General features: G+C 51.0%; 12 protein-coding genes. All 12 read right to left on the reverse strand.

Features of this window, described 5'->3' with window-relative positions:
- Positions 1-80: 80 nt before the first annotated feature.
- Complete coding sequence (rodA, locus tag QZN53_RS00615; protein WP_163436714.1) at positions 81-1,334, reverse strand: rod shape-determining protein RodA; 1,254 nt, start codon at positions 1,332-1,334, stop codon at positions 81-83.
- Positions 1,312-3,186, reverse strand: coding sequence for a penicillin-binding protein 2 (gene mrdA, locus QZN53_RS00620; RefSeq protein WP_163436716.1), 1,875 nt, complete (start codon positions 3,184-3,186; stop codon positions 1,312-1,314). Before mrdA ends, rodA begins: the two co-directional genes overlap by 23 nt.
- Complete coding sequence (mreD, locus tag QZN53_RS00625) at positions 3,179-3,670, reverse strand: rod shape-determining protein MreD (RefSeq protein ID WP_163436718.1); 492 nt, start codon at positions 3,668-3,670, stop codon at positions 3,179-3,181. The genes mrdA and mreD overlap by 8 nt, the downstream gene beginning before the upstream one ends.
- Positions 3,663-4,490 (reverse strand): rod shape-determining protein MreC, encoded by an 828-nt coding sequence (gene mreC / locus QZN53_RS00630; protein ID WP_163436720.1) that lies wholly within the window; start codon positions 4,488-4,490, stop codon positions 3,663-3,665. Before mreC ends, mreD begins: the two co-directional genes overlap by 8 nt.
- A gap of 14 nt (positions 4,491-4,504) precedes the next feature.
- On the reverse strand, positions 4,505-5,527 hold the full coding sequence (locus tag QZN53_RS00635; RefSeq protein WP_073319386.1) for a rod shape-determining protein: 1,023 nt from the start codon (positions 5,525-5,527) through the stop codon (positions 4,505-4,507).
- A gap of 50 nt (positions 5,528-5,577) precedes the next feature.
- On the reverse strand, positions 5,578-5,943 hold the full coding sequence (locus QZN53_RS00640) for a hypothetical protein (RefSeq protein WP_294650848.1): 366 nt from the start codon (positions 5,941-5,943) through the stop codon (positions 5,578-5,580).
- A gap of 109 nt (positions 5,944-6,052) precedes the next feature.
- Positions 6,053-7,360: a hypothetical protein gene (locus QZN53_RS00645; RefSeq protein ID WP_163436723.1), complete on the reverse strand. Its 1,308-nt coding sequence runs from the start codon at positions 7,358-7,360 to the stop codon at positions 6,053-6,055.
- A gap of 171 nt (positions 7,361-7,531) precedes the next feature.
- The gene (locus QZN53_RS00650) at positions 7,532-8,470 is read right to left on the reverse strand and encodes an AgmX/PglI C-terminal domain-containing protein (RefSeq protein WP_073319377.1); all 939 of its coding nucleotides are present in this window, start codon (positions 8,468-8,470) and stop codon (positions 7,532-7,534) included.
- Between the two features lie 2 nt (positions 8,471-8,472).
- Complete coding sequence (locus tag QZN53_RS00655; RefSeq protein WP_088628012.1) at positions 8,473-8,967, reverse strand: biopolymer transporter ExbD; 495 nt, start codon at positions 8,965-8,967, stop codon at positions 8,473-8,475.
- 2 nt (positions 8,968-8,969) lie between these two features.
- On the reverse strand, positions 8,970-9,857 hold the full coding sequence (locus tag QZN53_RS00660; RefSeq protein ID WP_163436724.1) for a biopolymer transporter ExbD: 888 nt from the start codon (positions 9,855-9,857) through the stop codon (positions 8,970-8,972).
- 40 nt (positions 9,858-9,897) lie between these two features.
- The gene (locus tag QZN53_RS00665; RefSeq protein ID WP_088628014.1) at positions 9,898-10,518 is read right to left on the reverse strand and encodes a MotA/TolQ/ExbB proton channel family protein; all 621 of its coding nucleotides are present in this window, start codon (positions 10,516-10,518) and stop codon (positions 9,898-9,900) included.
- Between the two features lie 187 nt (positions 10,519-10,705).
- On the reverse strand, positions 10,706-14,596 hold the full coding sequence (locus tag QZN53_RS00670; protein ID WP_163436725.1) for a tetratricopeptide repeat protein: 3,891 nt from the start codon (positions 14,594-14,596) through the stop codon (positions 10,706-10,708).
- Between the last annotated feature and the right edge of the window lie 42 nt (positions 14,597-14,638).

Raw genomic sequence — 14,638 nt, forward strand, 5'->3', positions numbered from 1 at the left:
CTCTTGCGGGAGCCCCTCTTTATCTATACGCCAGATTTCGGAAAAATGGGAAAATTTATCCCTTACAACAAAGTTTTTTATTAGCGGCGGCGAGCCTGGAAATGCAAGCAAAGCAAGAATCCGACTAACACCATACAAGTCAAAGCAAACGAACCGCCATAAGACAGGAACGGCAAAGGCAGACCCGTTACCGGCATCAATCCGACCGTCATCGCAATGTTCACCATAATGTGGAACAAGAAAACCGTCGAAGCCCCCATGACCATAAGCGTCACGAACGGGTCCGAAGACAGTCTGCAAATCGATGTGGCGCGCCAAAGGAACAACGCATAAAGAATCAGCACAAAGGCACAGCCCAAAAAGCCGAACTGTTCGCCAAGCACGCTAAAGATAAAGTCCGTATGTTCTTCGGGCAAAAAGGCGAGGTTTGTCTGCGAGCCGTTTCCGAAGCCCTTTCCGGTAAGGCCACCCGAACCAATTGCAGTCAAGGACTGTAGCACCTGGTAACCGTCTCCCAAGGGGTCACTCATCGGGTCCAAGAAAGTATTCACGCGCTTTTGCTGGTGCGGCTCGAGCATATTCCAGGCCATAGAACTTGCATACCCCGCAAAAATATTCGCCATCAGAATCAAGGCCGACAGCACCTTCGGAAGTTTTCTGCGGAACAGCGCAAACACCACCACGCAAATCAAAAGGCCCCAAAGGATTTCAAATACAAGCGCCTGCGAATGGGAGAAAAATACCGAAAGCACCGGGCTTACAATCAAGAACATGTCTGTAAGCGTAAGCCCTGCAAAAAAGAAACTCACCATCGTAACAGCAATAAACACGAGAGCCGTACTCAAGTCAGGCTGTTTAAGCACCAAGGCAAAAGGCACAATAAACAAGAAGAACGGCACCACAAACGACTTCAGTTTATACAAGCTAACCGGATGTTTCGAGAGCCAATAAGAAATGGTCAGCAAGTAGGCAATCTTTGCGAATTCCGAAGGCTGCAACTTGAAAACGCCCAGGTCAATCCATCGTCCAGCACCCTTCACCACATCGCCAGCAAAGAACAGCACCACCACAAGCAAAATAAGGGCAACCACATAGAGCGGGAACGCCGCACGCTTCAACCAGTCTATGCGCACAAAGATAAGGGCAGCAGCAAACACAGCGCCAAAGATAAAGTATATAATCTGCTTGAACCAGAACAATTCCACCACAGATGCATCTTCAGCAATCGTCGCCGAATACACAAGGGCAACACCCACGCTCATCAAGGCAATCGTAAGCGCGATGAACATCCAGTCAAATCGAAGCGAACGGCTAAGGAGTCGATTGGGTTTCATTTTTTCCCGCCTCCTTTTCCTTATTTTCAAAATAGGCTTCCATCACTTTCTTGGCAATCGGGCCCGAAACAGCACCGCCGCCACCAGCAGCTTCCATAATCACAGCCACGGCAATTTCCGGATCATAAAGCGGAGCTACGGCCGCATACCAGGCATGTGTCTTTTCGCCCTTCTTCCATTCACCGGAACCGGTTTTGGCGCCCACACGAATTCCAGGGATAGCGCCGCGTTTACCCGTTCCGCCCGGATGGTTCACCACGGAATCCATGGCAGCAAGCAAAATACGGTGCGTATACGGTTTCATGTTACCCGGGCGCACGATTTCGGGCTCATAGCGGCGAACCACGTTTCCGTCGATGTCGCGGAGTTCCTTCATGAAGTGCGGTCTGTAAACGCCCTTACCCGTCGCCAAGGAACCTATCAAGGTTGCCTGCTGCAAAGGAGTCACGATCTGTCCTTGGCCAATCGAAAGGTTCAAGATCAAGCCGCGAGCCCAGCGCCAACCCAAGCGTTTGTTCTTCTGGTTAAACGACGCCGAATCCGGGAGCCAGCCACCCTTTTCGCCGGGGATGTCGACTCCAAGCGGTTTTTCGCCCAAGCCAAAGCGCCGGCCAAATTCATTAATGCGGGCCATATCGATATCGAGACCGGCCTGGTAAAAGAACACGTCGCAACTCAGGCGAATCGCATTCACCACATTCAAGCTGCCATGCGTGCCCCAACATTTCTGGTAGCGCGCCCCGTACTGGTAGCCACCTGTACAGGGCTTGGAATAATATTTATTCTCCGTCAAAATTCCGCTTTCAAGGCCCGCGCCCGCCGTCACCAGTTTAAAAACAGATGCCGGCGGATACGTACCCGAAATCGCGCGGTTCGTGAGCGGTCTCATGGAATCAAGCGCCACATGCGCCCAGCCCTTGTTACGCTCGCGCTTTTTCAGCGAGAAAATGTTCGGGTCCAGCCTCGGCGAAGAAACCATCGCCAAAATTTCACCATTGCGCGGATCAATCGCCACAAGCGCACCTTTCGCAGAATCGGGAATCGCCTCTTCGGCAACCTTCTGCAAGCGCAAATCAATCGTCGACACCAAGCGAAGTCCCGGCACAGGCTCCGTCCCCTCGACACCGTCAAGCGAGCCCACTTCGCGGCCAGAGGCATTCACTTCCACAAGCTTCATGCCATTAACACCGCGGAACTCCTTGTCGTAAAATTGTTCAAGTCCCTTTTGCCCAATTCGGTCGCCCTGCGTATAGCCTTCGTATTCCGGCAGCTTGAGCTGTTCTTCCGAAATTTCGCTGGTGTAACCCAGTGCATGCGAGGCCAGCGTGCCGTAAGGGTATTCGCGACGCGATTCAATCACCGTCATGACACCAGGCAATTCTTCGGAACGTTCTTCGATAATGGCAACCTGTTCGGCAGTTGCATCTTCCAGCAGGCGAATCGGCCTATTCTTGATCCAGCGAGAACGCTGGAATGCCGTATCCAGAGAAAGGGAATCAAAGAGTCGCTCTCCCGCAACATCCTTAATGCCCAGCAACTTGTGAAACAACGAATCTCGTTCCGCTTTTTTGCGGGGCATGTTTATCGCCGTCAAGGCAATCTGGTAAGAAGGGCGATTACGCACCAGCACTTCGCCGTTTCGGTCATAAATGTATCCGCGTTCGGCAACCAAGACCACTTTACGCAAGCGGTTGTTTTCGGAACGTTGCAGGTTTTCGTCGTAATGGGTGAACTGCAGCGAAAACAAGCGCAAAATGAGAACGAAAAACAAGACCACGACACCTGTCATGTAAATCAATACATTCCAGTTCCTGTTTTGCAGGGTCTCGTTTTCGGACATTCCCTTAAGCATGCTTCTTCTTTTTACTGCCTAAATCCAGGTAGAAGAATATACCGCCAATCAGCATTGTATAAATGCATTCAGGCAGCGATTTCGTGAGGAACAAATTCGTGACAACGTCTTTAGAAAGTCCCGTGATCGCAAAGTAAATCATGTCGCTCACAAAAAAGCCCAAGCCAAGCACGCCGACTTTAGCAGGCAAATTGAGCGAAAGGAATCGTTCTTCAAGCTGCCCCACCGCATAACCGACCACCGTCATGGCAATCGTATTTGCACCGAGCCATTCCACCGGAGCATACACGTCTTGCGTAAAGCCTGCGACAAAGCCCCAAAAACATCCGGCCGTAGGGCCCCTTCTAATGGCCATCGCCACAATAAAGATAATCACAAAATCAGGCGCCACATCAAAGAAGCTAAGCCATTCGGCAACCGTCATTTGCAAGGCAAACACGATTACAAACAAAATAAGCGATTTGAGCCACCCTAAGTTATTCATCAAGCAGCTCCCTGATTATCCAATCCGGTTCCTTTTCCATCACGAACACTTCTTCAAGAATCGAAAAATCCTGGAAAGGTTCCACTTCCATCTGGCGCATTACATCGAGATCGGACTTGCGGACTTCTTTTACAGTGCCCACAGGAATGCCCTTCGGGAAAATGCCTCCCAAGCCAGAAGTCACAAGCGTATCGCCCGCATGCACGCCCGCATGGGTCGGAACAAGTGCCGTCAAGCGAACACCGTCCATCGATTCCAAAAAGCCCACCACGCGAGTGCGACGATCCATTACAGACAACTTAAGGTTCGGATCCACGAGCAACTGCACGCGCGAATGGCTCATACTCGCTTTCGAAATTTTTCCGACCAAACCGTTCATCGAAAACACGGGCATGTCTTCTTTCACGCCATGCTCCGTACCGCGGTTAATCACCATCGTCGTAAGGAATCTTCCGGGGTTGTGTCCAATCACGCGGGCCGTCACGATCGGGAAATCCCATTTGTCGTCAAATCGGACTAGCGTATGCAGTCGGGCGAGTTCCTGCAAGCCTTCGCGGGCATGGTAGGTTTCTTGCCTCAAGCGTGCGTTTTCTTCTTTCAGTTGTTCGTTTTCAAGTGCTACAGCCTTGTAATGTCCCACCGCAGACACAATGCGCTGCGCCGGGAAATACAGCGTCGACACTGCCGACGAGACAATACTCTCGCGAATCGTGTTCGGCGCCTGCCTCATCAAAAGGCCGAGAGCCAAGAAAAAGACAAAGGCAACGATACCGTGCCTTTGTGTAAACAAGTCGACAATAAAGCGAATCGCCCTAAGCATCGAGCCCTGTCAAATTAGTTCGAAGATGCAATCAAAACCGGGCGATATTTATCCAGGTCTTCGAGAATGCGAGCCGCACCCTTACAGACGCAAGTCAGAGCTTCATCAATCACGTTCACCGAAAGACCCGTTTCCTTACGGATACGTTCATCAAAGCCGCGCAGCTGAGAACCACCACCCGTCATGATGATACCCTTGTCGTAAATATCGGCAGAGAGTTCCGGCGGAGTAATGCTCAAGGCCTGCTTCACGGCTTCGATAATGGCCGTCACAGGTTCATTCAAGGCTTCACGGATTTCGGCGCTGTTAATGGTCGTGGTACGCGGCATGCCTGCCAAGAAGTCATGACCCTTCACTTCCATGGTCAGTTCTTCTTCAAGCGGGCTTGCAGAGCCAATCTGGATCTTGATCTGTTCTGCAGTGCTATCACCCACGCAAAGATTGTACATGGTACGGAGGTAGCGGACAATGGCCTCGTCCATTTCGTCACCGCCCACACGCACAGAGGCGTTGCAAACGGTGCCGTTCAAAGCGATCACGGCGATATCGGAAGTACCACCGCCAATATCCACAATCATGTTACCCACAGGGTCTTCCACAGGAATGCCCATACCGATAGCGGCAGCCATAGGTTCATGTACCAGGTGAACTTCCTTGGCACCGGCCTGCTTGGCAGCATCGATCACGGCACGCTTTTCCACTTCGGTAATTCCAGAAGGAACACCGACCACCACGCGGGGTTTCACCATCCACAGCGGGTACTTCTGCACGCGCTTGATGAATGTCTGCAAAAGGTTTTCTACCAGTTCGAAATCGGCAATCACGCCATCACGCATCGGGCGCACGGCACGGCTTTCGCCAGGCGTACGGCCAAGCATCTTTTTCGCTTCGAAACCGATGGCAGAGACACGGTTATTTTTGCTGTCCACCGCAATAACCGTAGGTTCATTAATGACAATTCCCTGACCTGCCACATGGACCAACGTATTCGCTGTGCCGAGGTCAATACCGATATCGCAAGAAAAGAGGCCGAACAAGATCCAATCCTTTTTTAAGATTTAACTTCCGTAAAAAAAATATAAAAAAACTACCGCAACGTGTCCGCGCCGAACTTCCATTCTTTCTTGTAGCGGTCCCAACCGCGCGTATTCACGTCGTAGCGATACTTGCGCTTCTCGTGCATGGCGATGTCTTTGTAGATAAAGAAATCAACCTCGGCATAGGCCGCATAAATGCGGGCCTCTGCGCCATCGAAAAGCCTAAAGTCCTTGACTCGGTAATAAGGCGTATCCAAGAGCCCTTCGCGCGTTTTAGAAGACTTGATGGTTTCAGCCACCATGAACTTCAAGTCATCTTGCAGGTAATTAGTTAATTTGTTCTCAATACGTTCCGTCGGTTCGGAACAACCCACAAGAAAGGCCGCAAAAGTCAATACACAAACAAGTAATCTCATGCCCATAAAGTAGAAAATCAACCGCCGAAAAAGAAATTGCCACAAGCAACAAAAACGCCCCTTCCAAGAGGGGCGTCTTCGTATTCAAGTCCGAGCAATTCCGTAGGAATTAGAACGAGTAGGTAGCATCGAGGCGAGAGAAGATGCGGCCTTCACCCTGGAACGGGTTGCGGAACAGCAGGTCTTCTGCAACAGTCACGTCGATCTTCAGGCGTTCTTCGATATTGATACCGAAACCGAATCCAACGTGGTCGTCGGCAGAGCCGTCAGCCAGCGGGTTGGTAGAGAAGAACGTACCGTCGTCCTTGCAAATGCCATAGCGGGAATCGGAGTAGTTGTTCTTGGAGTTCACGTCGCAATCGGTGTAGAGAATGGACTTCTGGCCACCCACACGGATAACGAACCAATCCCACCAAATGTTACGTTCGATACCGAAGCTGACCTTGCCGCCAACATCGGAACGCTTGTCCCAATGAGGATCTTCGTCGTCACGGGCATCATAAATCCATGCGCCACCGTTCACAGTCTTGTCGTAGAACCAGTCATGAGCCTTCTTCTGATTCCAGATGAAGTCAAGACCAAGCCAGAAGAAACCGCGATCCATAGCGACGTTAATGCCCATACCAGCTTGAGCATGCTTGTCTTCGATACCAGGAGCCTGAGCGAGCTTGATAGAAGCGGCCGGAACCAGTTCACCATCAATTGCTTCCATGGTGAAGAAAGCGCGAGCCTTGGCGAGAATCGTGAAATCGCCATCGTCAAAGAAGCTGTGGCGATCCGGGCCATACTGCACACGAGCAATACCGCCAGACACTTCGTAGGAGGTGCCGCTACCCGTCTGGAAGTTCAAACCTGCGTCCAACTGAACGAGAGATGCATAAGCATCGTCGTTAGTCTGGTAGGTGCCGCTTTCATCGAGGTCGCCGCCATCCTGATGAGCGATATAAATATGCAAGCCCCAAGCGTCACCACTGGAGAACGTGCCGCCCAAGAAGCCATCAAAGTTCGTCACCGTTTCAGGAACAACAGCGTAGGTGCTCTTACCAGTCTGCACGTAGTCCGGCAGATACATGGCGAGGTCGTTGTTGACGCGGCCAAAGAGACCACCGATCGAGAACTTCGGGTCGGGAATATTGTCTTCACCAAAAGAAATCGAGAAGATGCCACCAAAAGTCGGGTGCTGCGGATCAACATTGCCGCCAGCAGACATGTTGTTGTCGGTATAGGCACCGAAACCACCGATCAAATAGTTGGAGTAAAGATTTACGTTTGCGGGGTTATCGAAGATGCTTACATCGTCCATGATGTAAGTAGAGTTCTTGCCCATGGATTCAACACGTGCAAAGGTTGCAAAAGCAGAACCCACGCCAAGAATACCGAATGCGGCTCCAACCGCGGCAGCTGTTCTTAAGTTCATTGGAAAACTCCTATTGAAATTTCTGTTTTAAAGTTAGTTTAATTAAACGAAAAACGCAATAAAATTTTAAACAAAAGTCAACTTTTTTTATACAAACCGACTGGAACCGTTATCTACAATACAAAAAAGGCCGGACTTGACAGTCCGGTCTTTTTTCAAGTTTTCGCCGAATTATTCGGAGAAGGTGAACGGGATCGTAACAGTGGTGTTACCAGACTTCACCTTGCTGAACTTCCAGCGGCTCACAGCGTTCTTGACTTCGCCGTCAAATTCGCCGTAACCGGTCGTAGAAGAAGCAATGGAGATGCTGATGATTTCGCCACCCGGAGCGATCGTGAACTTCAAGGTAACCTTACCCTGGAAGCCCGGTTTCTTCTTCAGGAACTTGTTATAGATGTGGCGGAGACCCGGAGTACGCTGACGCACAACCTTCATGATGTCTGCAGCGGAACGAGATCCACCACCGGCACCCATGTCGATATCGCGTTCAGACGGAGTCCTGATGGAACCCTTAGCCTTGGTAGCGATACCACCGCCACCGCCGCCGAGAAGACCTGCCAGGCCGTCACCGATACCACCGGAACCACCTTCGGCATAACCTTCGTTAAAGCCACCATCTGCCTTACCGCGACGACCACCGAGAACGGTCTTACCCGTCGTCTGGAGGCCAGCCACGTCCTTCAGCACCTTATCGATGTCCTTAGAGAACTTCTGGTTCTTCATGAGGTCATAGGCGCCTGCAGAGGCATTCTTGGTCTGAGCAGTCAAGAGCTTAAGCACACCACGAGTCTGGGGAGCGTTGGGCTGACCCTTACCACGCGGCTTGCCGCCACCACCAGCCTTCTTACGAGGCTTCTTGGGTTCTTCCTTCTTCTTCTCTTCCTTCTTCTCTTCCTTCTTTTCATCGATGGTCATAGAAGCAGTAAGATCAGCAGCGGCAGAGTCGTCGAACACGACTTCGTCCACCACCTGTTCGTACATGGAAGCCCAAAGGCAGATAGCCAAAGCTACGACTAAAGAGATACCGGCAATAGCACCCATCTTCTTGTCGGATTCCGGCATCAGGGACGCTACTAACGGATCCATTTCGGGAGTATTCTTTTTAGCCATAATTATTCCTCCCCTCCGTTCTTCTGCATAACGGCGAATGCAATGTGCGTATAGCCAGAGAAGCCACAAGTAGCCATGACCTTATACATTGCATCGTAAGGGATGTTCTTGTCGATCTGCACAATGATGTTACCGGCTTCGTCAGCAGGAAGACCCATCTTGAGGGCGTGTTCCTGTTCCGTTGCGCGGCGTTCCTTAAGAACGGAGTCCACCTTGGTCACAAGAAGATCTTCTTGCTTCAAGACGTCTTCGGTAGGAACGATCTTTGCGTTATCGACCACAACGTAGTTGTTATCGACCACGACCGTCAGAGCCACTTCCTTCGGCTGCACCTTAGAGGTAGACACCGGAAGGATGAGGTTTTCGGCCTGGGTCAAAAGCTGACCTTCAGCGTCCAAGTTCTTGATCATGAACACCAGAATAATGGTCATCATGTCCATCATGGACGTGAGGGAGAAAGGTACGTCTTCGCTAAATTTACGAGTTCTTCTAGCCATGATTAACCTCCCAGCTTAGCAAGGTTGATCTTGCTGAAACCGGCTTCTTTAGCACGGTCCATAAGTTGAATGATCTTATCGAACTGGGTGTCGTCGTTAGCAACGATGATGATGTTATCGACGTCTTCGAGGTCAATGAACTGCGTATGGATCTGAATCAGGTCCTTAGCGATCAAGTCGTAAGCAGACAGCGGGTAGATGATGTTCTTTGCAGCCACATCCGGTTTCAGCGTACGAGCCGAGTTCGGAGTGAGGGTTGCAAGCACAGCGCCTGCGCTCGGCTTCTTGAGCATCGGCGGCGGGGTCAGACCCATAGCGCCTTCGCCAGGAGCAGCGAGGAATGAGTTGTTACCGTCCACGTATGCGCTGTCAGGCACATTTTCGGACTGAGAAGAATACACGGCCCAAATCACGCGGCCCGGGTCTTCTTCGGATTCCTTGTTGATGGCCCAGAGTTCGATGGATTCGATTTCATAAAGATACTTTTCTTTATCCATTTCGGATCCGTCTTTGCACTTGGGACCATGACCGCTTTCCACGGCCGACTTCACATCTTCCGGCGCATGCGTAATGAGCTGCGCATCAGACTTGCAACGGAACGTCCACATTTCCTTGAAGTAAACGTTCGGCTGGAAACCACCGCGGGCACCGATCACCAGATAGTCACTGGTAATAGCGAGCGAGAGGTTAAGAGCCTGCTGGTCCGGTTCCGGAGGCGTATCGTTGTCCATGTTCATCATGCTGCGTTCCGGCATGTTGATTTCAACGATAGCAAGCTTGGAGAAGGCGGTCATAGACAACAGCATAGGAATCAGGATAGTGAACAAGCCCATCGCCGGCAACAGGTCCGGTTCTTCAGGCTTGGCTGGTTTCTTGAGTTCTTTTGCCATGTTTTATAACTCCGTTAAAATTATCTCTCTATCTCTTCGATTATGCGAGGGAGTTGATAATCTTGAGGCCCTTTTCTTCCATTTCCTGGATGAGGCGTTCGGAGTTCATGTTGAGGAGGCCGACGATGACCAGAAGAGGCACAGCGGAGAGAAGGCCGAGGAGCGTAGTACCCATAGCGATAGCAATACCATCGGAAAGGGCCTTGGCACGTTCAGCAGCCGGCTTGTTAGCCACAGCATCGAAGGTGTAGATCAGACCGTAAATGGTGCCCATAAGTCCAAGCAACGTGGAGATGGAAGCCATAACCTGAATGATGCTGATATAACGAGTAAGACGGGGAGCTTCGGTCAGGAACACTGCGTCGCAAGCAGCGGACATGGTTTCACGACCACCGTTACGGGCAGCAACGATTGCGGCCATCACGCGAGCGATCGGGAGCTTGGTTGCGTTGGCATAGCTGAGAGCTTCATCATAGCGCTGAGCAGAAATGTGAGTGCCGAACTTGGCCAAGAAATCCTTACGGCCCTTAGCGCTCTTCACCATGATGTAAAGGAAGCGTTCAACAGAGAAGCCGAGGCCAATCATGAACACCACGAGGATGATCCACATGAACTGGTAACCATCAGATTCCGGGCTGAAGGATTGAAGCATTTTAGACATTAGAGTACTCCTTGATTGAGTGTTTTGGTTTATTTTGAAAAATCTTTGTTCATATTTAATCTTTTTTAGGGCAAAATTGTGTAGTCGAGCCGGTAAAATCTTGTTTACTACTCAAAAAACGCCATTTTTACCCTTATAGAATAGGGGAACCCTATGAACTAGGTTCCCCGTAAAATTGTTTTTACCGCTATTTTTTCTTGCCTTTCTTCTTAGCGGCCTTCTTCTTAGCCTTCGGGGCAGGAGCCGGGGCGGCTTCCGGTTCAACGGAGTCGTCGGCTTCGTCCATAGAAGAGCCAGCAGAAGAGGACGTAGAGGCAGAGCCACCAGCGAGCTGCTTCTGGAGGTCAGCAAGTTCAGCCTTCAGCTTTTCGTTTTCAGCCTTGGCGTCCTTGATGATTTCGCGGTAGGTCGTGATCTGTTCTTCCGGAGTCATGACTTCGGACTTGGCGATCTGTTCCAAACGAGCCTTCGTCTTGAAGTATGCCGGGTCAGAGAACAGCGTAGACGGGTCGAACTTTTCGATCTTGGTGTTCAAAGTCTCATTGTTTTCATCGAGGCTCTTGAGGAGTTCGAAGAGCTTTTCGGTCCACTGGTTTTCGATACCGTAGTGAGCAGCAGCCTTAATACCGGTTGCGCACTGCGGGATAGCGAGTTCCTTAGCGCCGTTAGAACGGTTGGTCAATTCTTCGCGGTAAGCTTCCAAGTCTTCATGGACAGCTTCGATAGCGTCTTCCTTGGCCATGCCTTCGTATTCAACGTATTCCTTCACGATGGAGGCAGAGTCCGGCAGCGGAGAGTTAGCGAATGCGTCAGCCACTTCGACGAACACAGCGCAACCCTGGTAGTACATTTCAATGTAACCTTCTTCTGCTTCGATCACGTCCTGGTTGTAGAAGCCCTGGTCGCGAGCGAGGTCAATGTTCTTCTGGAAGATCGGACGAGCCTGTTCATAGTAGCTCGGGAGCTGCTGCACGATACCAATACGTTCAGCAAACTTTTCTTCTTCCTTCTTGCCGTTGAGTTCCTGTTCACGGATCTTGGCGGCCATGGTCACGAAGAGCATACCCATCTTGTTGGTGGCCTTGAAGGTCCAGCGTTCAGATGCGTAGGTAGCAGACTTAGAGTACTGGCTCATAGCCTTCTGGAGGATATCAACCAAGGTCTTGATGGTCTTGGCCTTTTCCTTTTCCTTACCCTTCAGGACATACGGATCCATCTTGTGGTATTCGTATTCACCGAGGTAGAAGGCAGCTTCAGCCGGAACACCCGGGTCAGCATTCTTGATCTGAAGACCGTACTTGTCGTAAGCTTCGAGAGTCTTGCGGTAATCTTCGACAGCCTTGTCTTCTTCCTTAAGTTCCATGTAGGCTCGGGCAGCACCGATGTAGGCAGCAATCAGCTTTTCCTTATCTTCCTGACCGTAGGCCTTGATGAAGTTGTGATATTCAGTAGCAGCGATATCCCACTTCTTAGCATTGCCGTAAGCCATCGGGATGCTGAATGCAGCGTCGAGGGCGTAGGAGCTCTTCGGATAGTCGCGGACGAGGTCCTTGTTACAACGGATTGCTTCGTCGGTCATCTTGGCTTCATCGTAGCTCAAGCAGGCGCTGTAGAGGTAGCCCGGAGTACGTTCATCCTTCGGATAACGCTTGTAAGCAAGTTCGTAAGTCACAGCAGCAGACTTCTTGTCGGCGATGGTGTCGTAGACCTGGGCTGCAGAACCGATAGCCATGAATGCCATGGAATCCTGCGGGAAGTTGTTCGTGATGAACAAGTAGGTCTGGGCAGCTTCGCGGTATTCCTGTTCGTAGTAAGCCTTGTCGCTCTTCTTGGCGTTAGCAGCCTTCTTGTGAGCGTCACCAGCACGGACGATACCCTTGATGGTGAGAGAAGACTTAGCATACTGCTTGGGGAGAATCATGAAGGTTTCGGCAGCCTTGGTGTACTGCTGATCCTTTTCATAAGCGGCACCGGCTTCGAACACAGCCTTGTCAGCAATGTCGATGAGCGGGTAGCGCTTCACGAGAGCGAGGTAAGCTTCAGCACCCTTCTGATACTGACCGGCCTTAACGGACTGTTCAGCCATCTGGAAGAGCACGTAAGCGATAGCCTTTTCAATTTCCTTGGCCATGGAGTCATTACGAGTTTCCTTGACCTGAGTATACTGCTTGTACAGCCATTCGAATTCGGTGAGGGATTCGTCATACTGACCAGATTCCAAGAGAGACTGGGCAAGCATACGGCTGATGAGCAAAATGTACTGATGCTTCGGGAAGTCCTGCTTCAGCTTGCGGAGCACGCCCACAGCAACCTTGAACTGCTTAGCATCGTAATGAACGATAGCGGCGTTGTATGCAAGTTCTGCAGCTTCCTTGTTCTGACCGTACTTGGCCATGTACTTGTTAACTTGTTCGAAGTAAGCCTTAGTTTCTTCGGACTTGTAAGCCTTGACAGCGTCATCGCCATACTTTTTCTTCTTGGCGTTTTCGCGAGACTGGTCCATCATGAGCACGGCGTTATATGCAGCTTCTTCCTTCTTCAGGAGAGCTTCGGAGCCCATCGGGCGACGGCCGTAGCGAGTGGTGTCGGTATCGACGATCCAGTTGAACATCTTGGCAGCGTTAGCATACTGGCCCATTTCCTGGTACACGAGAGCGAGGTTGATGTGAACCTTGTATTCGTCCCAGGTCGGTTCCTTGGCATAGCGCTTCAGGAATGCTTCGTAAGCCTTGATAGCTTCGGCATACTGCTTCTTACCGGCTTCCAAGTCACCTTCCTTGGTGAGCTTGGCTGCGCGAGCGTGGTGATACTGCGGAATGTCGAGCATAGCGCCACGGATAGCAGTTTCAGCGTTCTTCACAGATTCCGGATACTTCTGGTTCTTCTTGTACCAAGAAGAACTACGGTCATAACGCTTCACCACAGTGTAGCGGTGCTGCTGGGCTTCTTCGAACTTCTGCTGGACGATGAGGATTTCGATCATCGCAATGTCAGCCAGCGGTGCGTCGATGTAGTCCGGGTTGATAGACATCAAGCGCTTGAAGGACTGCACGGCTTCTTCGTTACGGTCGTGGTCCTTGTTCTTCATACCGATACGATAGTACACAGAATCCTTGAACGGAACCTTCTTGTCCTTCAAGAAAGCTTCAGCTTCGGCAACACCACCACCTTCGAGGTCGGAGAAGGAGGCTGCCATGAAGTCCATAGCTTCTGCGCGCAAGTCTGCAGGATATTTACCCTTGTCAGCACCGATGATGTATTCGTAGTACTTGACAGCAGCAGTTTCGTATTCAGCAATGTTATAGTAAGATTCAGCCAAGTGGTACATGGCGAGTGCGGCTTCCTTACCCGTGAGGGATTCGAAACCGGTCACCTTCTTGTACGCCTTGATAGCGTCGCGGAACTTACGGTTCATGAAGTGGTATTCCGCAATACGGAGCCAAGCCTTCGGAACGAGACCGTTGTCCGGGAAGTTTTCGACGAGGCGCATACGGAGCTTGTATGCCTTGTCGTCTTCACCGCTAGCTTCCTGCACGGCGGCAGCCTGGTAGATCACGGTCGGAGTCTTGTCTTCCTTCGGGTACTTGTCGATGTATTCGAGGAAGTAGCCGAGAGACTTCTGGTGGTCTGCCTTCGGGAGCTGGTCGATGTTGGCGCACTTTGCCGGCTTGTTATCGCGGTCGGCGCACCATGCTACATCTTCTTCGTACTGGGCGTTCTTATCGAGGAAGTGCTTTTCTTCGAGCTGGAACTGGTAATGACCCAACTGCTGGAGAGCAGAGGCGCAACGCTTGTTCTGCTTACCCTTACAGTTATTTACCTGCTTTTCCCACTGACGAATGGCATCTTCCATGCCCTTTTCATCGAGGCCGCCGGAACGGCAAGCCTGTTCGGCCTGGTTCTTGAGAACCTTGTAGGAACCTGCGCACTGGGTCTTTTCCGGTCCCTTCGGCATGGCCTTACACTTGGCCGCCAATTTCTTGGCTTCATTGACTTTGTCTTTACAAGGATCTGACGCTGCAAAGGAGGAGCCTACGAGCGAGCAGACGATTGCACCAACAAGCAAAAATTTTTTCATTTTTCTCTTTCCACCTATTAAGATAAAAAAGGGGAAGACCTG

This window comes from uncultured Fibrobacter sp., assembly GCF_900316465.1.
Lineage (GTDB): Bacteria > Fibrobacterota > Fibrobacteria > Fibrobacterales > Fibrobacteraceae > Fibrobacter.